General features: G+C 60.0%; 19 protein-coding genes and 1 pseudogene. 9 read left to right on the top strand and 11 right to left on the bottom strand.

Annotation, left to right across the window (positions count from 1 at the left end; genetic code table 11):
• Position 1: 1 nt before the first annotated feature.
• From DEVEQU_RS00340 to DEVEQU_RS00330, 3 genes are all read right to left on the bottom strand, one after another.
• The gene (locus DEVEQU_RS00340) at positions 2–961 is read right to left on the bottom strand and encodes an ABC transporter permease (RefSeq protein ID WP_126148576.1); all 960 of its coding nucleotides are present in this window, start codon (positions 959–961) and stop codon (positions 2–4) included.
• A 69-nt stretch (positions 962–1,030) separates the two neighbouring features.
• Positions 1,031–2,617: an ABC transporter substrate-binding protein gene (locus tag DEVEQU_RS00335; RefSeq protein ID WP_126148575.1), complete on the bottom strand. Its 1,587-nt coding sequence runs from the start codon at positions 2,615–2,617 to the stop codon at positions 1,031–1,033.
• Between the two features lie 20 nt (positions 2,618–2,637).
• A complete protein-coding gene (locus tag DEVEQU_RS00330; protein WP_067458795.1) occupies positions 2,638–3,363 on the bottom strand; it encodes a FadR/GntR family transcriptional regulator in 726 nt (241 codons plus the stop codon).
• Between the two features lie 118 nt (positions 3,364–3,481).
• Between DEVEQU_RS00330 and DEVEQU_RS00325 the strand changes: the two genes are divergently transcribed.
• Genes DEVEQU_RS00325 through DEVEQU_RS00315 form a run of 3 tightly spaced genes read left to right on the top strand, consistent with a single transcriptional unit; the run spans position 3,482 to position 6,187 of the window.
• Positions 3,482–4,453, top strand: a complete 972-nt coding sequence (locus DEVEQU_RS00325; RefSeq protein WP_126148574.1) for a Gfo/Idh/MocA family protein — start codon at positions 3,482–3,484, stop codon at positions 4,451–4,453.
• Complete coding sequence (locus tag DEVEQU_RS00320; RefSeq protein WP_126148573.1) at positions 4,450–5,442, top strand: Gfo/Idh/MocA family protein; 993 nt, start codon at positions 4,450–4,452, stop codon at positions 5,440–5,442. The genes DEVEQU_RS00325 and DEVEQU_RS00320 overlap by 4 nt, the downstream gene beginning before the upstream one ends.
• Positions 5,435–6,187 (top strand): hypothetical protein, encoded by a 753-nt coding sequence (locus DEVEQU_RS00315; protein ID WP_126148572.1) that lies wholly within the window; start codon positions 5,435–5,437, stop codon positions 6,185–6,187. The genes DEVEQU_RS00320 and DEVEQU_RS00315 overlap by 8 nt, the downstream gene beginning before the upstream one ends.
• A gap of 427 nt (positions 6,188–6,614) precedes the next feature.
• On the opposite strand, the gene DEVEQU_RS00310 is transcribed toward DEVEQU_RS00315, so the two are convergent.
• The 6 genes from DEVEQU_RS00310 to DEVEQU_RS00285 all read right to left on the bottom strand — a co-directional run bounded on the left by DEVEQU_RS00310 (position 6,615) and on the right by DEVEQU_RS00285 (position 13,283).
• Positions 6,615–7,262: a class I SAM-dependent methyltransferase gene (locus DEVEQU_RS00310; protein ID WP_126148571.1), complete on the bottom strand. Its 648-nt coding sequence runs from the start codon at positions 7,260–7,262 to the stop codon at positions 6,615–6,617.
• 762 nt (positions 7,263–8,024) lie between these two features.
• On the bottom strand, positions 8,025–8,717 hold the full coding sequence (locus DEVEQU_RS00305) for an SGNH/GDSL hydrolase family protein (RefSeq protein ID WP_126148570.1): 693 nt from the start codon (positions 8,715–8,717) through the stop codon (positions 8,025–8,027).
• Positions 8,718–8,736: 19 nt separating this feature from the next.
• Positions 8,737–9,717, bottom strand: a complete 981-nt coding sequence (locus DEVEQU_RS00300) for an ABC transporter permease (RefSeq protein ID WP_386849574.1) — start codon at positions 9,715–9,717, stop codon at positions 8,737–8,739.
• Between the two features lie 5 nt (positions 9,718–9,722).
• A complete protein-coding gene (locus tag DEVEQU_RS00295; protein ID WP_386849573.1) occupies positions 9,723–10,694 on the bottom strand; it encodes an ABC transporter permease in 972 nt (323 codons plus the stop codon).
• Entirely contained in the window at positions 10,695–12,194 is a 1,500-nt protein-coding gene (locus tag DEVEQU_RS00290) for a sugar ABC transporter ATP-binding protein (protein ID WP_126148567.1), read from the bottom strand. It lies immediately after the preceding gene.
• 54 nt (positions 12,195–12,248) lie between these two features.
• Entirely contained in the window at positions 12,249–13,283 is a 1,035-nt protein-coding gene (locus DEVEQU_RS00285; RefSeq protein WP_329601434.1) for a substrate-binding domain-containing protein, read from the bottom strand.
• Between the two features lie 332 nt (positions 13,284–13,615).
• On the opposite strand from DEVEQU_RS00285, the gene DEVEQU_RS00280 reads away from it, so the two are divergent.
• Both DEVEQU_RS00280 and DEVEQU_RS00275 read left to right on the top strand, forming a co-directional pair.
• A complete protein-coding gene (locus tag DEVEQU_RS00280; protein ID WP_126148566.1) occupies positions 13,616–14,257 on the top strand; it encodes an SGNH/GDSL hydrolase family protein in 642 nt (213 codons plus the stop codon).
• A 51-nt stretch (positions 14,258–14,308) separates the two neighbouring features.
• The gene (locus DEVEQU_RS00275) at positions 14,309–15,403 is read left to right on the top strand and encodes an ROK family transcriptional regulator (protein ID WP_223214053.1); all 1,095 of its coding nucleotides are present in this window, start codon (positions 14,309–14,311) and stop codon (positions 15,401–15,403) included.
• Positions 15,404–16,144: 741 nt separating this feature from the next.
• Here DEVEQU_RS00275 and DEVEQU_RS00270 read toward each other — a convergent pair.
• Positions 16,145–16,348: pseudogene (locus tag DEVEQU_RS00270) on the bottom strand (tyrosine-type recombinase/integrase); the annotation flags it as partial.
• Between DEVEQU_RS00270 and DEVEQU_RS00265 the strand changes: the two are divergent.
• Both DEVEQU_RS00265 and DEVEQU_RS00260 read left to right on the top strand, forming a co-directional pair.
• Complete coding sequence (locus tag DEVEQU_RS00265) at positions 16,341–16,688, top strand: hypothetical protein (protein WP_126148565.1); 348 nt, start codon at positions 16,341–16,343, stop codon at positions 16,686–16,688. The pseudogene DEVEQU_RS00270 and the gene DEVEQU_RS00265 overlap by 8 nt on opposite strands.
• An 11-nt stretch (positions 16,689–16,699) precedes the next feature.
• Positions 16,700–17,431 (top strand): hypothetical protein, encoded by a 732-nt coding sequence (locus DEVEQU_RS00260; RefSeq protein ID WP_126148564.1) that lies wholly within the window; start codon positions 16,700–16,702, stop codon positions 17,429–17,431.
• Between the two features lie 339 nt (positions 17,432–17,770).
• On the opposite strand, the gene DEVEQU_RS00255 is transcribed toward DEVEQU_RS00260, so the two are convergent.
• On the bottom strand, positions 17,771–18,124 hold the full coding sequence (locus DEVEQU_RS00255) for a hypothetical protein (protein ID WP_126148563.1): 354 nt from the start codon (positions 18,122–18,124) through the stop codon (positions 17,771–17,773).
• A 662-nt stretch (positions 18,125–18,786) separates the two neighbouring features.
• Here DEVEQU_RS00255 and DEVEQU_RS00250 point away from each other — a divergent pair.
• A complete protein-coding gene (locus DEVEQU_RS00250; RefSeq protein WP_126148562.1) occupies positions 18,787–19,533 on the top strand; it encodes a hypothetical protein in 747 nt (248 codons plus the stop codon).
• Between the two features lie 157 nt (positions 19,534–19,690).
• Positions 19,691–21,142: a DUF4357 domain-containing protein gene (locus DEVEQU_RS00245; protein ID WP_126148561.1), complete on the top strand. Its 1,452-nt coding sequence runs from the start codon at positions 19,691–19,693 to the stop codon at positions 21,140–21,142.
• Positions 21,143–21,215: the final 73 nt, after the last annotated feature.

Below are 21,215 nucleotides of genomic sequence, written 5' to 3'. Positions count from 1 at the left end.
GTCAGGCCACCTGGATGCGCGGATCGACCGCGGCGTAAGTGATATCGGTCAGCAGGTTCACCGCGATCACGCAAGCGCCAACGATCAGGGTGGCGCACATGATGACGGGGTAGTCGCGGGTGTTGACCGCATTGACCAAGAGCAGGCCCATGCCCGGCCAGTTGAAGACGCTTTCGAGGAAGATAGCGCCACCGACTGCAATGCCGATGGTCGAGCCGATCAGAGTGACCACGGGCAGCAGCGCATTGCGCGTGGCATGCTTGATGATGACCCAGAATTCCCGGACGCCCTTGGCGCGGGCGGTGCGCACATAGTCCTGGTTCAGCACTTCGAGCAGCGATGAGCGCATATAGCGCATGATCAGCGCGGCATGGCCGATGGAGAGCAGGAAGGCCGGCAGGATGAGATGCGACAGCAGGTCGGACACGGAAAATGGGGCACCCGGCGTCAACATGCCGCCCGAAGGCGCCCAGCGCAGTTGTACGGAGAAGAAATAGAGGCCGAGCAAAGCGGTGAGGAAGGCCGGGCTCGATATGCCGATGGAGGAGGCGACCGAGAGGGCGACATCGGTCGCCGAATTGCGGCGTACGGCGCTGACAATACCGGCGGCGATGCCCAGCACGATGGCGAGGAGCATGCCCGTCCCCATCAGCAGCACCGTCGGCCCGATGCGCTCGAGGACCAGCGGCAGCACGGGCACGCCGGCGCGCTGGATGGAAAAGCCGAAATCGCCTGATATGGCGGCCCGCAGCCAGCCGAAATATTGCACCGGCAGCGGCTGGTCGAGCCCGAGCCTTGCCCGCAAGGCAGCGAGTTCATCCATCGAGAGCGGCGCGGCAGGATTGATATAGGCGTCGATGGCATCACCCGGTGCCAGGCGCAACAGCACGAAGACGAGGACGCTGAGAGCGACCAGCATCAACAGTCCGATGCCGATACGGCGTGCGATGTAGTTCAACATGACCAGGTCCGGTGTGGATGGAAGGCGGCGCGGATCGTCCGCGCCGCCATGCGCAGAGGAGAACCGCGCTTACTTGATATCCCAGAGTTCAGGATGGGCGGCGAAGGGGCCACCGGCCGGCGCCGGCGTCCAGACGAAGTCGACCAGGTCGGCAGATGCCACGCCATAGCGGTTGGCGACCCACATGGTGGCCCAGGGCAGTTGCTCGTTCATCACCTTGCAGACGTCCTGCCAGCGGGCATCGACCTGGCTGGCATCGGTCTCGCCGATGGCGGCGTCGAAAGCGGCGCTCAGATCGTCGAACTCGATGCGCATGATGTTGGCGCCGGCTGGCGGCAATTGCGACTTGTTGAGGCCGACATTGATCCCCGCCGGGTTGGGCCCGTTCTGCAGGCCCGCATAGATCAGCGGGAATTCGTTCCAGTCGGGGTTGTTCTCCTGATAGACGGTGCCGTTATAGGTCGGCACGTCGACCACGCGCGGTACGACGTTGACGCCGACCTGGGCCAGCATGGCCTGCACTGCAGCCATCACATTGGCGGCCTGGGGCGAGCCGTAATAGGTCAGCCAGGTGATCGGCTTGTCGCCGTTGATCTCGGCCCAGCCGGCTTCGTCGAGCAGCGCCTTGGCCTTTTCCGGATCATAGGCGTAATCATTGAGACCGTCGGGCACCAGATGGGGCGCGACATAGCCGCAATTGGCGAGCTTGGCGGCACCACCATAGAGGCTTTCCACGATCGCGGCACGGTCGATGGCATACATGAAGGCCTGGCGGACACGAACGTCCTTCCACAGATCGACCTTCTGGTTGAAGCCGATATAGTTGACCACATAAGAGTCGCCTTCGATGACCCTGAAGGCCTCGTTGCCGGCAAAGGTCGCAGCATCTTCCGGTTCGACATAGGTGAACTGGATTTCACCGGCGCGCAGCGCGGCCACCGCGGCAGCCGGGTTCTCGAAATAGCGGTTGATCAGCCGGTCAACCTTGGGCGCGCCGCCACGATAGTCCTCGTCGGCCGCCAGTTCGACATACTGGTCGGTGACATATTTGGTGAACTTGAAGGGGCCGGTGCCGATCGGGGTGGTCGACCACCAGGTGCTGGTGGCGATGCTCTCGGGCGCGACCGAAGCCAGGGCATGCTCGGGCAGGATCATGACCTGGGCCAGCACCGACAGCAGGCCACCATCGGCCTCCGACAGCGTCACGACGACAGTACGATCATCGGGCGCCTCGACATTGGCGACCTTGCCCAGGCGACCGGTAAAGACACTGCCCGAGGCAGCATCGCGGATCAGGTCGAGGGTGAACTTGACGTCGGCAGCGGTGAAGGCCTCGCCATCGTGCCAGGTCTCTTCGGCCAGGTTGAAGGTATAGGTCAGCATGTCTTCGCTGACGGTGTAATCGGTGGCCAGAGCGCCCTCGATGGCGTTCAGTTCCGCACTATAGATTACCAGCGGCTCGAAATAGGTGTTGAGCCAGGTAAAGCCACCGGTGGCGGCGAGCGGATTGAAGTTCTTGGGGAACCCGCCAGGACCGACATCGAAACCGCCGGTAATGGTCTTCCCATCCTGCGCGAAGGCCGGCGTGGTGAGTGCAGTTGCACCAAGCAGCAGGCCACCAATGGCCAGAGCTTGCGTGATCGTCCTGATATGCATGGTTTTCCTCCCCGGAAAGATCAGGCTTTGGATGGTTCGGTGCGGTTCCTGGCAATGACCTGCTGGATGCCGCGATAGTGATCGTCCAGGCGCTTGCGCGCCTGCTCCACGTCCTTGCGAGCGACCGCTTCGACGATTTCGTGATGGTCCCGCCACGTATCGAGCGGTTCAGGGTTGTCGAGATCGTTAAAGTTGGAGGCCTTGTTGAAGGCCGTCCAGAAGATGTCGATCAACGCGCTCAACATGTGATTGTTCTGGCAGCGGAACAGCAATTGGTGGAAGCGCTGGTCCTCCTCGGCGAAGCTCTCCTGCCGCTCCGCCCGCACCTTCATGCGCGCCGTGACATCACGCAAAGCGGCCAGATCCGCCTCGCTGATCATGGCGATGGTCTTGCCGATCAGCCCGGTCTCGAGCACACGGCGGATTTCGCGCAATTCCTCGACGTCGCGCAGCGAGTCCTGCAAGCCATAGGCCAGGTTATCGAGCAGCGGCTTGAAGGAGAATTCCTTGACGAAGACGCCGATGCCGCGCCGCGTCTCAAGGATGCCCAGCGATTCCAGTGCCTTGATCGCCTCGCGCATGGAATTGCGCCCGACGCCCAATTGCTGGGCCAGGAAAGTTTCGGGCGGCAGAGGATCGCCGGCCTTGAGCTGGTTGGCCTCGATATATTCCTTGAGACTCTCCTGCACTGTGACGTGAAGGAGAGGGGCCCGGCTCAACGGCGTCATCGCTTTCAAATTCGACATCGTGGTCCTCGTTTATCTGTTCCAGCTTTCTGGGCAGCACAGATCAACACCGTCAACGCTTGTTGTATAGCAACATATGGGATATCCTGCAAGTCGATATTGGATAGGTGGCCAAAGCATGAAGATTGCGCTGTTCGGGACCAGTCATTGGCACGCGGAAATGCACCTGGACGCAGCCCGCGCGGCGGGGGCGTCGGTGGTCGGCGTATGGGACGAAAACCCCGCCCATGCGGCTGCCTTTGGAAAGAAACATGCCCTGCCGACGGTGGAGGATATGAGCGACGGCCTGATCCTGGCGCCGGACCTGGTCGTGCTTATGGGTCATCCGACCACCCTGCCCGCCCGCGCGCAGGCACTGATCGAAGCCGGCATTCCCCTGATTCTTGAAAAGCCCGCTGCCAGCAACACAGCGGCCATCGCGGACCTGGCGCAACTGGCCGCAAAAAGAAAAGGCTTTGTCGGGGTGCCGCTGCCCAACCGCTTCGGGCCGATTTTCCATGCTCATCGTCAATTGCAGGAAGCCGGTCGCGCCGGCAGGCTCGCCCATGCCAGTTTCCGGCTGGTGAATGGCCCGCCGGGGCGATATCGGCAGGATGCCGTGGGCTGGCTGCTCGACCCCGCCATTGGCGGCGGTGGCGCCCTGCGCAATCTGGGCATTCACGGCGTCGATGCCGTATTGAGCCTGGCGCAGGGGCCGGTGACCCTGGTCTCGGCCAGTGTCGGCAATCGCATCCATGACGAGGCCGTGGACGACCATGCCCTCTTGGTGCTGACCGACGCGGCCGGCACGCTGTTCACCGTCGAGGCCGGTTATACCTATGCCTCGATGGCGCCCGGCGGCGAATTCGAATGGCGGCTGGTCACGGCGAACGCCACCCTAGTGGACCGAGGCGACAATGCCAGTAGCGTGACGCTGGATGACGCGAGCACGCGCGCGTTGCCGCCCGAACCGACAGCCACCCGCTATCGGCTGTTCATGGCCGATACACTGCAGCGCCTGCGCGACGGCCGCCCACCGGCAATCACCCTCAACGACTATCTCGCGGCGATGACCCTCATCGATGCCGCATATACAAAGGCAAGATCATGATTGGAATTGGTATCATCGGCGCCGGACATTTTGGCGCGGTGCATGCAAAGGCAATGGCCGAGGTCGACGGCGTGCAGCTCGTCGCCAGTTGCCGGGAAGACCGGGCAGCCGCCGAGCAGTTCGCGCAGGAGCATGGCGGCAGCGCCTATTCCGACTGGCGCCAGCTTCTCGCTGATCCGAAAGTCGATGCCGTCGTCATTGCCACGCCGCACCACCTGCATGAAGAGATCGCGATCGGCGCGGCCGGGGCCGGCAAGCATATCCTGCTGGAAAAGCCGATGGCGCCGACCACCCGCCTCTGCGACGCCATCAATGCGGCTGTCGCCAAAGCGGGCGTACAGCTCATGGTCGGCCATGTGATGCATTTTGCCCTGCCCTGTCTCAAGGCGAAGGAGGTCCTCGACTCCGGCGTGATCGGCAAGCCGGTGCTGGGATCGAGCTGGATGATCAAGTTGTGGATGGAGAGCAATCGCCGCGACTGGCACAAGAATACCGCCTCAGGCGGCGGCATGCTGATGACTGCCGGCATCCATGCGCTGGACCGGCTGGTCTGGCTGATGGGGCAGGACGTGGTGGGCGTCAACGCCCTGGCCGGCACCTTCTTTCACGAGCAGCAGGCCGATGACAGCGCGCTGATCGGGCTGCGCTTCGCCAATGGCGGCATCGGCCAGGTGCAAAGCGTCGGCTACCGCAACGGCGCGGTCGGCTTTGCCATGGACCTGGTCTGCGAAAACGGCACGCTGCGCATCGATTTCGACAAAGGCGTTTCGATCGGCCGCGACGCCGTCTGGACGCCGGTGCCGGATTCGATCGAGGCCGACTGGATGCATCACGCGGTGGTGCGCGAATGGCGGGCCATGCGCGACGCCATAGCCGGCATCGCGCCCGTGCCCGTTGACGGTGCGTATGCCCGCCAGATTGTGGGAATTATCGAAGCGGCACATCAGGCCAATGACCAAAAGCGGGAAATCGGGATCGGCCATGGCTAGCCAATCGACCGGGCAGTTCGCCCGAGCCTATATCGCGGCGCATCGCGACCCGAGCAAGCCGGTGCCGGCCGCCGCCTTGCAGGCGCTGGACGCCACCGGCGCCATGGCGGTGCAGGGCGAAGTGCTGCGGCAATTGGGCGAGACCGCCTCGGTGGCCAAGGTCGCCGCGCCAGCCGGGGGCCCAGCCCTGGCCGCGCCGATCATCGATAGCTGGGTCACCAGAAGCGGCGGCACGCTGCAACTGAATGGCCGCAATATGATGGGTCTCGAAATCGAGATCGCCGCCGTCCTCAAAAGCGATATCACGCCCGATATTGCGCGCCAGGGCAAGACGGCCGTGCTGGCGGCGATCGACCATTTCATCGTCGGCATAGAGCTGATCGGCACCCGTATCGACCAATATAAGCACGCTGGCGCGTATGGCTCGCTCTCCGATTTCATGGTGACGTCGGGCTATGTGACGGGGGCACAGGTCATCCCTACCCTGCCCGAAGTCGATGGTCTGCTGATCACGCTGGAAACCACCGCCGGCACCACCCAACTTGGACCGGCCAAACTCCCCTTTGGCGGTGTACTCGAGCCCATCATCGCCTATGCCAGCGCCCCCTTCGACCATTTCGGCGGACTGCGCGCCGGCATGGTTGTCACCACGGGCTCCCTATGCCCGCTCATCGAGGTCTCGCCAACTGGCACCTTTGCGCTGCAACTGGGCGATTTCGATCCGGTCTCATTGACCCTATCCTGATATCGCGCCGCTCAGTGCATCTACTAGCCGACGGTTCTTTGCTATCAAAGCAATTCCGGACGCTCTCAATTTCGTCAAGCGACAATGAGGGGGGCATTGCCCGCACGGTGGCGACACCACGGCGATCCGCCGGTGCCGCCAAGTTCAGGTTCCTTCATTGCTCGGACGGGTTGAAATAATATTGCGCACCCCTAGTGCCGGTCCCGGGCCTCAGCCCGACTTCGGTGTTGTCGTACCCGTGACCGAGCATTAGACGACGGTCCGAGGCTGCCCGAATGCCTGAAAGCAGCGTCAAAGCGAATTCTCGGAAGCGGAAGTTGGGCAAATGGCGATACGAGGCTATCTGCATAGACAGACTTGACGCCAGTTCTCCACATCGAATGCCACTTTGTCGAAGTCCCCGTATCTGCTCAGCAACTCGAAGCCATTATGCTGAAGAAGGAGTGGTAACTCCTGAGGGTATATCTGCCGCATATCCACGCTTGTGTGACGAAACTCGGGTTCGGTGACGGTGGACCAGTACCAGTCGGCATGACTTACTTGCGTGATGGGGTTGTAGCGGATCGTCTTCAACAGAGATTTCGCCGAGCAGGCTATGCGAGAACTTGCCAACGTGCTGGCGCTCATCGGGATGCCTGCTCAACATGTAAGCGCTCGGGACAAAAATATCGAAGGCCAGGAGACCGCCAGGAGCCAGGTGGCGGCGAATGGCGGCGAATGCCCGCGCAAAATCCTCCGATGTGTGCAGGTGCAGGAGAGAGTTGGCGGCGACGATGACGCAGTCGAAAAGCGCATTGAGCTCCAAGTCCCGCATATCGAGTTTGACGAAATGCACGTCGAGCCCCCGGGTTAGGGCGCGGCTTTCAGCCTTTTCGATCATTATTTCGGACAAGTCTGCGCCAGTAGTCTGCGCACCACTTTCGGTCAGAGGAATGGTGAGCCGACCTGATCCACATGCCAGTTCCAACACTGTCCTGCCAGGTCCGCCGGCGATGTCGACGTAAAAGCGTTCCATTGATTCATCTCTGGGTGAGACGAGATCGTAAAGGTCAGCATCGTCATAGAGTCCGGGCATCGTCCCTCTCCCTCGCTTCGAGAAGACGATAACCGCAACAGGGAGAGTGCGGTTAATCGCGGCCGCTTTTGGCTGCAGCAATCAGTAAATGCAGACTGTCCCCTCACCACCCCGTTTGAGCCGTCTGCCGTACGTTTTGGCGACGGCAGCTTTCGGGAAATCGCCAGAGCTACCTGAGCGGCCGGAATGGGGCGCGTTTCCGATCGGCGGCTCACGACCCGAGGCTGTGTGAAAACCTCCGATTGTGCTATGATCTAGTAGTGCAGCTGGCATGCAAGCGGAAGCGACGAGCAGTGCGCCCGCGAACAAACGAGAAACCCGATCTCGTTCCACAATGCAGCTTCCTGTGCTGCTCGAAGTTCTTCGAGTGGCACCTGGATAGGCTTGAAGTCCAGCCGATACATTGGAACCTGCCATTGGTTGTAGAGGTATCGAAGCTGGTCTTTCTCGGCATTTTCGGAGATCAAGCCGGCTACGTGCAGTCGTTCGAGCATCGCATGCGTCAACTCGCGGCACCGAATAGCATTCGACTTCACCGATGAAGTCGACGGACCCCCATGCTTTTCGCATGATTCTGGCAAGAAGACCCTTCGGCCAATCCTGGAAAACCTATGAACCATCCCGACGGGCCGATGGGAGATTAGGTGAAAAATCCCGCCGGAATGGAGCAGTTATCCACGCAAACGTGGAAATGGCATATTAGTGTCTCCTCGTGGTCCTACGGTCGCATGGCGCGGTCGCGGGACGTACTTGCATAATTTGTCAGGAGACCGCTCTAGCGGCTACGCGTTGTTCGCGAATGAGGATCTCCTTGACCTTGTCAGCAACAGCGCGACCGAGGTCGAGATTGTTTTGGGCCGTGAAATGAATGCCGTCGCAGCCGTCTGTGGTGATGACCGTTCCAGCGTCTAGGAAATCGACCTTCATGAAGTCGGCCATGGCTGCATATTCCTTGCCTAGTTCCTTGGACTTGGCATGGGCGCCGCCGAACATGCCTTCAAAGTAAGGATGGGGCATGGGTGTCAACGGCGGTGGAGCAATGACAAGGCATTTCGGTGCAGGATAAGGTGTGCCGACGCCGCCTGCACTTGTCAGCACCTGCCCGACCAACTTGGCCATGCCATAGGCGATGTCGTAAGGGGTTCGATTAAAGAACGGCTTGGTATCGTTGGTGCCGAGCAGGATGATGACCAGATCGAGCGGCAGATGGCTCGCCAAGGCCGCTGGAAGATACTGACTGCCGTTCAACCGGTTGTCGTTCGGATCGTCGGCAGATGTCGTGCGGGCGCTCAGGCCCTCTTCGATGATCTGATAGCCCTGGCCAAGCGCGGTTGCCATTGCGCCAGTCCATCGCTGTGCGAACGGATACCTCACCGTCGGCGAGCCTTCGTCGACAGGTATCCAGCCCCAGGTAAGGGAATCGCCAAAGCACAAAATGGACTTCGTTTCTGACATAGATGCCTCCTCATACTCTTCAGTTGGTGCGTTTTGCAGCGACGCCATAGAAAATGGCTGCAAGCATGATGATTAAGCCCTGTGCGATGAGCCGGCCGGGATCGCCGACGCCCAGCGTCGTCATCACGACGAAGAGCAGGGCGAAAGACAGCACACCGAAAAACGGCCCCCATACTCCACCCTCCCCCCGTCCAAACACGACTCCACCCAGGATGGTGGCGGCGACGGCCAGAATGGGCAGATCTAGGCCAACGCGCACGCTGCCCACGGCGATCGAAGCAGTTTGAACAAGCGCGGCGATCCCCGCGATAAAGCCAGCCAGGGTATGCGCGAGCATCACCGTCCGTTCGACGGGCACGCCAGAGAAGTGGGCGGCTTCCGGGCTTTCCCCCACGGACGTTACAAAGCGACCGAAAACAGTTAGGGACATGAAACCGGCCATGATCGCCGTCAGCACGGCCCAGAAGAGTACTGGTGCTGGCACCGGACCAAAACTCGTATTGAACAGATGGTTGAAATATTCGGGCACATCGCCGGGGGGCTTGCCGCTTGAGAGATACTGAACGAGGCCCACAAGGACGATGCTGACCGCTAGTGTGACAATGACAGCCGATACGCGCCGCTTGGCGACCATGAAGCCGTTGAAGAACCCAACTGCGGTCCCCGTAGCCAGCGCCAAAGCAACGAAGAATGCCGGATGCGCGTCAGGAAACGTCCCCGAGGAAATGAAGTAGTTGATGAGCAGAATGACGCCGCCGGAAGAAAGGTCGATGCTCTTGACGCGCATGACTAGCATCTGCCCCAGGACCACAACGCCGAGGGGAGCAACTTGTCGGAAGAATACGCCCATCACGTTCAGGTTGAACATGTTCGGCCTGGTGAACCAGAGGACGGCCAGAAGGACAACAAAGACGATGTAGGCTGGAGGAATCCGCATTAGGCGTTCGGCCCAACCGCGACGCGACTGGTTCTTACCCAGGGAGTTCAATATGCTGTCGATCATGTTTACAGCCCCGTCCGCTTGCGGGTCTGTGTACCGACGACCAAGAGGAGAATGGCTCCCTTGATCGCGGTCTGGATGAAGGGCGAAATGTTGAGAAGGTTCATGCCGTTGGCGAGGAGTGCCAGAACTAATGCGCCAATGACGGTACCATGCAGGCTCCCGACTCCGCCTGAGAGCTGGGTGCCGCCAATCGCCACCGCGGTGATTGCATCCAGCTCAAAAAGAAGCCCAACATTGGGATCACCGGAAACAATGCGGCCGGCCAGGAAGATGCCAGCAAGGGCGGCGAAGCAGGACGAGGCGACATAGGCCAACACAATGTTGCGCTTCACCGCGAGCCCGAAATTACGCGCCGCATCCTCGCTGCCTGCAGCGCTTCCACCGCCAATAGCGAACAGATGAAGTCCAAACCGAGACCCATATAGAAGCTTCCAGGCGATGAAGATCACGGCAGCGCCCCAAAAGATGGGCATCGGGATGCCGAGGATGTTGCCGGACACAGAGCTGATGACGATTTCGGGGACTGTACCGCCCGACGTTGGGCGCAGAATGCGCGTTACGCCGAGCAGGACGTATTGCATGCCCAAGGTGGCGATGATCGGATGGACATTGAAGCGGGTAATAACAAGCCCGTTCGTGGCTCCGACGAGGGCCGCCAAAGCAATTGCGCTAGGGATAAGAAGATAGCCCGGCCCGCCGATCGCAAGAACCGCGGTAGTGAAGCTGATCACCGATCCCACCGAGAGATCGAGACCTCCGACGAGCACCACAAACAGCTGACCAATGGCTGTTATCATCAGCGGCATAGCCTGCGCGACAAGGTTGAACAGGTTCTCTGGCCGAAGGAATTGACTGGTTCCAACTGTCAACGTCAGAACCATCGCGGCAACGATCAGGAGCGGCAGTAGCCACAGGCCCTGACGGCTCTGGGCACCGATCCAAAAGCGGTTGACCGTAGTCTTCATGTTAGTCACCTATGCCGCGGAGGCGGACAGCGCCGCATCAAGGATGTCGTGTTCTGTCGCCGTCTCTCCCCTCATCTCGGCCACGATAGTGAAACCGTGGACGACATAGAGGCGGTCGCAAAGTCCGATCAGTTCGAGCGTTTCTCGGGAGAGCACCAAGACTGCTCCCCCGTTGTCTGCAAACTTGCGAAGCAGGCCGTAGATTTCAGATTTTGCGCCCACGTCGACGCCTCTGGTCGGCTCCTCAATTAGAAGTAGATCGGTATCCGCCGCCAGGTACCTGCCGAGCAGAACCTTCTGCTGGTTACCGCCTGAAAGCTTTCCGACACCGGTGCCCATCCCCGCTGCCTTAATCGACATGCTGGACACAGCATAGGCGATTTCATCACGATGACTCTTCGCCCCGGAGAGTTCGCTTCCGTTCGCATGAAGTCGTATGGCGATGTTGTGAGCTATCGACAGTCCTAGAAAGAGGCCTTCGCCTTTTCGATCCTCTGGTACGAAGCCGACCTTAAGTGCCTGCAGCTTCCGCACTCCGGATTGCTGCGGCACCGGCAGCGGAAGGTCCGTGCCGTTAACTGAGGCCCTGCCTCCATGAGGCCGATATTGCCCAATCAACGCCCGGAGAATTTGCTGCTGACCTTGCCCCTCAAGCCCGGCCAATCCGACGATCTCGCCTTTCCTTACGGTGAGATCAATCGGTCTGCTTGTGGGGGTAAGGCGCAACTGATCGAGCTCGAGGACGGGCGTACCCGACTGGGTGCCGCGCGGAGGAAAAAGGTCCTGCAGTTCCCGGCCAACCATCATCGCGATCAACGACTTAGGGGTCATCTCGGAGATCTGGCGAGTGCCCACTAGACGGCCATCTTTGAGTACCGTTACGGTATCGCAAATGGCGAAGATTTCCTCCATGCGGTGGGAAATGTAGACGATCGCCTTCCCTTGTTCCTTGAGGCGACGAATGTGCTTGTTGAGCACTTCGACATCGGCGGCATTCAGCGCGGCAGTGGGCTCGTCTAGGATGAATACGGATGCGTCCGCTTCTATACCGTGCGCGATCTCAACGAACTGCCTTTGAGCGATCGAGAGATTGGACACGAGCGTTTCCGGATCCAGGTCCAGCGACAGAGCTCTCAGCGCATCCGCAGTCGCCTTGTTCATCTTGCCGTAGTCGATGCTGCCGAAGCGTTTGATCGGTTCGCGACCCAGGAACATATTCTCAGCAATGGTCAGGTTGGGCAGTAGCGACATCTCTTGGAAGACGGTCGAAATACCCGACGCCAGCGCCTCACGCGGATTGTAGAAAAACACCTTTGCGCCATCCTTGCGGATCTCGCCCAGGTCCTGACGATACACGCCGGCGAGGATCTTCATCAGCGTCGACTTGCCGGCACCGTTTTCGCCCATAAGAGCGTGAACCGAACCCGCCTCAAGCTTCAACGACACTCGGTCCACCGCAATGGTCCCACCGAACGACTTGAGGATGTCTGACATCTCCACGAGCGCCATAGCCGCCTCCCTAGAGTACGCCGGCCGAAGGTTCGCCCCGGCCGGCGCTAGAAATCATTTCCCGTAGAATTCCTGCAGCTGCTCTTCTGTCAGCTCGGAGGGCCACCAAACGTTGGCCGACAGATCATCGCGGTAAAGCTGCTTGGCGGCTTCGAGATCCAGCCCCGGCGGATTGTAATTGTAGCTCTTGTAGAGCTGCTTGCCTTCAAGCAGCGCGACAGCAGCCCGGACGCCTGCGGCACCCTGATTGGGACCATATTCAGGCGAGATCGACTGGAATCCGTCGGCGATCCACTGGCCGAAATAGCCATTGTTGCCTTCCCCGCTAATAGGTGGAATCTCCGCGCCAAACTGCTTGAAGACGTCAACGCAAGCACGGGTCATATCGGCACCAGAAGACCAGATGCCATCCACGTCAGGATTGCTTAGATAGAGGGTCTCGCAGAGGCTCTTGGCCTTGTCGTACTGCCAGTCACCATGGTCTTCGGCGATGATCTGAACATTCGTGCCTTCGAGGGCCTGAACAAGACCATTGTAGCGGTTCGTATCTTCCGGGTGGCCGGCCAATCCGCGAAGGACCCAAATCCTGCCATCGTTGCCGACGGTGTCAACGAGCCAGTCGCCCATGACCTTGCCGAAGTGCTCGGCACCACCCTGAATTTCAGTGGTGAAAGCGTCAGTCTCAATTCGGCCGGTGTGTAACACCACCGGAATGCCAGCGGCGACGGCCTTCTCAATGGAAGCATCGGCTGATGTGGACGTTACTGGCTGGACGATAATGGCATCGACGCCTTGTGCGATCAGGTCCTCGATATCCGCAACTTGCTTCTTCTGGTCCAGTCCAGCATCGAGCTGAATGAACTTTTCAATACAGTCGTTTGCGTCAGCTGCCGCCTCGGCTTCATGGGCCACCTGGACGGTCCAGGTATTCGCATTGACGCCGAAGTAGCTCATGCCAATAGTCCAGCCGCAGTCCTTTTGGAAAGCACCAGCCTCGGTGAGCGGGTTGTCGCCTTCGGCGGGCGTCACGCCCTTCATGAGCTCGACGTCCTGAGCCAGTGCCGGAAACGAGAGACCGGCAGCGATCATCAATGCGCAGAGCGACGCCGCATTATGCAGTTTCATCATGTTCTCCTCCATCGGGCATGTCCTCCAGTTGCTCCGCCCGATACGGTCGCAACCCGCCGACGTTTCGGCACAATGCCTGGGGTAAGTCCGAGCAAGGCTTCGCCGGCCACCAATTTGCTGGTGATTGGGCGATGAATAGCGATGTCACGGGACCTCCCCCACAGCCGATAAAGAACACGAGCAACCACATGCGTCAATAGTTATTCAGAGTGAATGACCAATTCTCGGCTTGTTCGAGAGCAGTGGCTAGTGGCATCTTTGGGCAGCGAGCGCACACAACCTAGGGAGGAAACATGCACACCGTCCTGTGCTTCGGTGACTCGAATACGCATGGCCAAGTTCCTGGTGGCTTACCCACGAGCCGCTACCCCTTCCCGCAAAGGTGGGGTGGCGTTCTGGCGCGGGAGCTTGGCCCCTCCTGGCATGTGATCGAAGAAGGGCTAAGTGGCAGAACCACAGTCCGTGATGATCCGATAGAAGGCGCCCTCAAAAACGGCCGAACCTATCTCAGGCCATGCCTTATGAGCCATGCGCCTCTTGATCTGATCATCCTGATGCTCGGGACGAACGATCTGAAAGCACGGTTCAGTCAGCCAGCGTCCGAGGTTGCGATGGGTATCGGGTGTCTCATCCATGACATCAGAGAGCTCTCACCTGGCCCCGAGGGTAAACAGCCCGAGATCATGGTAGTCTCTCCTCCCCCTATGCGCGACGATATCAAGCAGTGGGAGCAGATTTTTAAGGGTGCGCAGGCGAAGTCGCACGAGCTTGCCCTTCAGTTCGAGATCGTTGCCGATTCTCTTGAAGTTCACTTCTTTGATGCCGGATCGGTCTGTAGCTGCGACCCAAGGGACGGCTTCCACATCGATGAAGTGGCGCATGAAGCGCTCGGAACGGCGCTTGCCAGAGAAGTTGAGGCAATCGGATGGAAGTGAACAGCTGGCAACTGCGGGGTGTCGAACTAACCATGAGAGAGTTTTCCTTCCATGCCTGACATGCGCTTCGCACCGCCCAATCCGCTGCGTATCGCGGATCGCGCCACGGGCCTCAATTCGGGGAGCGTGCGCAGCTACAATGAGCGTCTGGTGCTGTCCTTGCTGCTGCAGAAAGACGCAATCACTCGTGTAGAAATGGGTGAGCGTACGGGATTGTCGGCGCAGACAATTTCGGTGTTGGTTCGCTCTTTAGAGCAGGAAGGGCTTGTTTCTAAGGGTGCAGCCCAAAAAGGCCGGGTCGGTCCGCCCACCGTGCCCCTCGCGTTGAACCCAGAGGGCGCGTTTTCGATCGGAGTAAGCGTCGGGCCAAAGCGGACCGAGGTGGTCCTTGTGGATCTTGGTGGGAAGACCCGCTTTCACGAGCGGCTTTCAAATCCGGACAAGCGGGATGGAAACCATTCGGAATTCTTGGACACGATACGTCGGGCCGTGGAGATCGTACCCGAGAATGCTAGACCACGTCTGGCTGGGGTTGGCCTTGCCCTACCCCACGATCAGCGCTCGGAAGCAGCAGAAGACGATTTTTTCAAAGCTCTCCAGGCTGAAATAGAGGTACAGATAGACGTGCCCGTCTTTGTGCAGAATGATATAGCGGCAGCAGCGAGTGGTGAGAGCATGTTCGGTGCCACCAAGCAGCTATCGGACTACATGTACTTCTACCTTGGAGAGCGTCTGCACGGTCGACTTGTCCTCAATCACCGCATTCACAAGGGCAACTCGCCGGTCAATTTCGATGTGGGCGTCGCCGCACTGGAGCGTGCACTAGCTGGCAAGGGCCTCTCCACTGACACGATATGGAGCCACGAGGGCTGGCCCGATCTTGGAGATGTGGAATCGACTTGGCAGGCGGACATAGTCGACGAGATTACGACAGCTGTGCAGGCCGTCGCCCAGTTCGTTCAGTTAGAGGGTGCCGTCTTCGCTTCCTTCATCCCAGTCGAGCTCTGCCAAAAGGTGTGCGCAGGACTACGCGCGCGATCGCCATCCTTGCCGATCTTCTCCAGCACCATAAGCCCAATGCCAGAAGCCATCGGCGCGGCCAGCTTGCCGTTTTCGTCGATCTTTACTGCGGAAGCGTCATCTTAGGATGTGGTTGCGTCGAAATCGTTCGTTGGCGTGTGGAGTGCACCCCATTTTGACCGGACAGCCGGCATAGCCGATAAGGCACAGGTACGTGCCCCGCGTTGTTCATTGAGCCCGAAGCCAAACAGTACTAGTGACAAACGGACTACCGGGGCACCTTGAGATCGCTGGAGTGGACCCCTTTTCACCGGACAGGCGGCGGTTGGGTTTAGGCACTGAGGCGCAGGAACTCGCGTGGTGAACGGAACTTGAGCCCGGAGTGCGGGTGGACCTCACAGTAGTCTTCGATCCATTCGGGCAACAAGGCCAAGATGGTGCTGGCGTCAGTGCTGACGCCGGACATAGACGTTCCTGCCGGGACGCTACATGCCCTCGCGAGCCTCGGGCCATCTCAAATACAGGTCCATGAGGTTCAGACCGGCACTTGTCGGGAAAGCGATATCGAGCGGTATGCCGACCACAGCGGGCGTCACGTCGATGGAGCAGAGGACCCCAAGATCGCGCGGGGTCTGCTGGCCTACCGAACGCTCGTAAGTCAGGTGACAAGCATGCCCTGATGAAACCTTTGCGGAGCTTTGTAGTCCCGCACCGCCGACCAAAATGGGGCGCATCGACGATGATCCGGATGTACTCCTGGACAGGGCGCGATCGTGTGATTGCTGACCGGCCGGTTCCGGCGATCGAACCAAGATGTTCCCTCGGTGTCCTCTCGTGCGGCCTCACCTGCGGTGGGACCGCTGATCGTCAGACTACTGTGTGCTCCGCCAGTTCCAGTGCGTCCTCAACATCGACGCCCAGGTAGCGGACCGTGTTCTCGATCTTGGTATGGCCAAGAAGGATTTGCACGGCGCGGAGATTGCCGGTTGCCTTGTAGATGAGTGAGGCCTTGGTGCGCCGGAGCGAGTGCGTACCATACTCCTCTTTGCGCAGACCGATGGCGGTGAGCCAGCCCTATTTCTACGAGACAGCGGGCGGAGCCGGTAGCGATCTGCCAACCGCCAGCTTCTTCTGGGAAAGCTTTGGCACGATCAACACGATCGAGCTCACCCCCCGCCAATGGGTCGAATCCAATGGCCGCTGCGAGCCAGTCGGCACCAGCCAGCTTTGCTATATGCGGGGCCAGGACATGATGCTCGATGTGGTCTTCGAAATGATCCTCGACACGCTGAGCGTGACCCCGCCCGGCGCACAGATATCGACCGCTCAGCCCGAGCGGAGCGGCGCCGTGTATCCCATCGATCTCAGCAACACCACGCCCGAAGCGTTCCGCCAGCTATTGTCCAATTGAGGAGCCAGCACATGCACAATTTCACGAGACGCGGTGTCCTGGCATTCGGCCTTGCCGCAGGGCTCTTAATGCAGGTCGCGTCTGCCCAGGCGCAATATGTCCAGTTGGCGATCTGTGGGTCTTCCGGCTGCACCTGCAAGGTCAGCTCGGTAACGATCGAGGAAGTCGAGGCGACGCTTAAGATTCCAACCCGCGAGGGCGCAATCGACATGATCCTCGTCGAGGACGATGACGGGTTCAGTTGGCAGGATCTGACACCGGCCCAAGTGGACCGCAAATATGGTGGAGATGGCTCGTGTCCACTGGCCGTCGCCAGTAATTCCGGGCTGGAGGACGGGCGTTGGCAAATCAGCGTCGGCGCGACGGATACTTCGCAGTGCAAAATGGTCAGCGGACAGGTACCGACCGGGGGCATGTCCGGCCAGACCAGGATGATCCAATGGGGCAGCGAGTTCCATCCCGACAAGCTGTTCATGGAATCGGCAGGCATGGTGCGCTGGAACAAGACAGGGCTGCGGACCTGGCGCGGTGTCGTGGTCGACGAGCGCATGTCCGCCAATGGCGGGTCTTCGGGCGCCAGCGTCATTCACACCATGCAGATCGACAGCTCCACCCAGATCAGCGGCAGCACTGTGTTTGAGTACGACCTCAACATTCCCGGTCTCGACGCCGCCGCCGCATCCGTCATCGCCGGAATGCAGTGCAAGACAGTCACGCCGTTCACTGCGCGCAAAGTTGGCTAATAGGCGGCGCTCACCACAGCGCCCTCGATCGGTCCAGGCTTGTCGGCCCCGCTGGAGGTGGAAAGGTCACTTGCTCATGCACTGTGGCTGCTTCCGGAAAGTTGTGCGACCAGCCTCTATGGCTGGATGGAGGCGCGTTGCCGATTGGCAGGTGCCGACCCCCAAAGTCCATCATTCGGGTGGGCAGCGAAGCGCCCGAACCTGCCATTCGTCCGGCAACTGTATTCCGGCTCAAGCGGGGCCGACGTTGGCGACATCGGTGAGTTCGGCATTAGCACCGTCGAACGTATTTGATGCCACCGAGCCGCTTACGTTGGCCGCCGAGTGTTACAAATGCCTTTAGCGGGCCGCTGTCTTCTTGAATGACCGGCGCTTAATAGCTGAGACAAGCGAGTTAAAGGTGACGCTTCGAAGTTCGCTGGTACCAAAGCGATGGCGCTCGTCCACATCCCAACCGAACCAATGCCTTTCGGAAATATGGTGGCGGCGTCCGTTGAGATCGATCAGTCTGCAGGTGTTGCCGAAGTCCTTTTGAACCAAAGTTAGGTCCACAACCCCTGTCAGGGCGATGTGTCCCCTGCTAGTTCCTTTGCGCCAGTGCAGGATATCACCGTTGAGCCAGAACGCCTGTCTGCGCCGAAACAGGCCGGGACGGAATACATGGCCATACTTGCTAAGCTCTTGACTATCCATTTGTGTCTGCAGTGGCTCCGGTTCTGACTACAGGCCCATTTCGCGGGTTGCCGCATGCTCAGCCGAAATCTTAGGAATCGTTCAGACACGTTGCAAGGTGAAGGTAGGAGCGCGTTGGTTCCGAGCGGGAGTTGTCATAACGGAACATAGTTTCGCGGCCGCCTCGGGTGTGCCGGCAAGTAGTTCGTCAGTCACGCGTCCCCCAAGGTGTGATGCATCGGCATCTGGCGTCCCATAGCCGGCTGTAAGGTTCCGGCCTCGAATCTTATGGTCCTCTACTGCCTGCGCTTGTAAATAACCCGACCGAAACCGACCTTCCACTGGCCACCGGCCTTCGCCTTAGAACAGAAGACGCGAAACGGCTGGTTTCGGGAACTCGGCAACTTGGTCTGAACGGCCGGAATGGGGCGCGTTCAGCCCGTCCGCAACTCAAAAGTCTCCACACTTGTATTTCAGGATCCTTTTGCGAACAATCCCGACTCATTGCCATTGATCATCCGCACAGTAGTGGGCCAGGCTTTCGGCCTTTGTCCTCCGCTGTTGTTCCTCCACCGAGCAAAGTCTGGTCTGCAACCTCTCCTAAAGCCACGTCAAGCGCGTGATCCTGGGGATCCACAATCCGGGTGGTGGCACCTCGGAACCACCGGCAGTCACCATGCGGCATGCCTACGAATCTCAACCGCGCCGATTTTGTTCTGATCGACCATCTGCAGGCGACCTGGGTCCGCGCGGGCCGGGAAAACCTGGACCCGTATCTGTCGGTCGGACGCGAAAAACGTGTCTTTCCGCTGATCTGCCAGTTCGACCCCTCCGAGGGCCTCTACCACGGCTGGCTTTCCCGATGGCGCCGCCGGCTCTGGGACCAAAGAGGCTTTCGGACGAGCGTGGACCTCATGCAGTTGGAAGACGTCCGGCGGGCGCTTGCTCGATTCCATGACCTCAAAGACCGGCTGCCCGTTGAGCGGCGTGATATCGGTCAGTACCGAACAGTGGATGACCTGAGGTCAATCATTCCAACCCGCATTGCCGAAACGCACCGGCGCAGGGAACGCGAAAGCCTTAAAGCAGAAGCCTATCGCCAATCCGAATTTCTCTACCGCGATGGCAAGTGGATAGTGGTGCGGCTGAAGGGTTTTGCGGCAGCCCGGTTCTGGGGCCTGGGCACAAAGTGGTGCACGACCTCGGCTGAACACATCTACCTCAGTTATGCCGGCAAAGGTGAGATTGTGGTCTTCCTGACGCCGCACGGCAAATACCAGCTCGCCACCCAAAGCCGAATGTTCCGGAATGAGCGCGACGACCCGATCGACCTGAGGATTTTCCGCGGCGCGCCGCCAGCGTTCATGAGGTTGGTAAGTAGCAACTGGGCCGATGACGGGACGAGACGATGCCCAGTGGCAGAGACCTAAAGGTATGGAGAGGCTGACCAAGCGCTGAGCGGTGCTGATCGATTTGAACCGGAGCAAAGCCAAAAAATAGCGCCCCTTCTACCGCTTAATCTATTCTCCACCCCACGCGTTCGGCGGCCCGAAACCAAAAATTAACCACGATTCACGCTGGCGCAGAATGGGGATTGCCAAGCGAAAATGGATCCCGCAGCCTTTTCAGACGATGCCAATCCCGGCGTCGAAACGGTTGGAACCGCTTCTATTTTTGAGGCGGCCGACAGGGCGCTTGCAACACCCTGCCGACCTGACCGACATCAAACTGAGGTACAGTAAGATGAAGGCTATTGCCACTTCTAGCGGCCGCACGGCTGCACGCAACCCCCTATCCGCAACATCTGATCTGCCCGCATCGGGCGGTGCCGATCTTTCGCATCCCGGGCTGATCAGCCACCCGACGCTGACGCCCAGTGTCCAGGTGCAGATCCTGTCCGTGGTCGATGCGACCGGCTCGGCGTGTATCGGCGACATTGTTGCCGAGCTTCCCGGACATGACGATCCTGTCAGCGCCATCTTCGCCCTGGTCGCTGCCGGCGCCCTGGCGGTGCTGTCGGAAGGCATCGTCGATGCCCACACGGTATTGGCACGACGGCTGCCGTCCGACCAATCCGATGACCCTGTCCCGGTTGACGCGGCTCCTTCACCGGTGCCTTCGAGCGAAAGCCTGGAGGACAAGCTCGCAACTGCGCAGTGGACCGACTTTGTGGGCAATGCCGACGCTGAGCTGCCGCCAGACCTTGTGCAGGTGCCCTCGTCGACTCTGCAGCCGCGGATCCTTCGTGGGGCCGGCAGGCATCGTGCTGCCTTCAAATATGCCCCTGGCCTGCAGCAGCCTGGTGTCTATATCCAGCTCTGCGGCGCAGAAGCATATGTTGGCTTTGGCGGCGACGTCGGGTTCCGCATCGCCATGGGCAAACAGATGGATGCTTTGCCTGACACCATCTTGGTGATCACTGACGCGAACAATAGTTTGAGTGAAGAAGACGGGCTCGCCCTCGAGCGCATTCTTTGGGCCTATGTGTCGGACGATGCCGGCTTCAGCGTGGTCAACAAGCAGCCCGACGGCGCCCCGATCAGCGTCGAACGCTACGATCAGCTGGTTCAGTTCACCGCGCAGGTGGTTCTGGCCCTGCGCCAGGCCGGCATCATGTTCCTTGAGGGTTCGGTGCGCCAGCGGCTGGCTGGTCCCCGCGCGGAACCCGATCGCCTCGGAGCCCCGCGTCCCTTCGATTCCATTCCCGAAGGCCGGGTGATGGAACTCAACTATCGCGGTCTGACGGCATTGGCGGCAGAGCGTGACGACGGGACCTGGTTGCTGCTGCGCGGCAGCGACGTGCGCATCGACACGGTAAAATCCGCATCTGCCAATGCGTCCTTCCAGCGCGCGGCATGGCTGCATTCAGGATTGTTGGAGCTGGCCGAGGATGGCAGCTGCTATGTCCTGATGCGCGACGTTGTCTTTTCCTCCGGCAGCGCTGTGGGCCACTTCGTCTCGGGCAGCAAAGGCTTCGGCCTGGCCTGCTGGCAGCCCATAAATCCGGACGACTGTGAGATGGACGCACTCGCTCTTTAGCGCGCGTCCGCCACCCGACCCCAAACCCTTTTCCCATTTTCTGTTCAAGGCGCGGCTTCGGCCGCAGCCGATG

Source organism: Devosia equisanguinis (assembly GCF_900631955.1).
Lineage (GTDB): Bacteria > Pseudomonadota > Alphaproteobacteria > Rhizobiales > Devosiaceae > Devosia > Devosia equisanguinis.
Note: the sequence above shows the minus strand (reverse complement) of the source record. Positions and strands in the feature narration are given on the sequence as shown.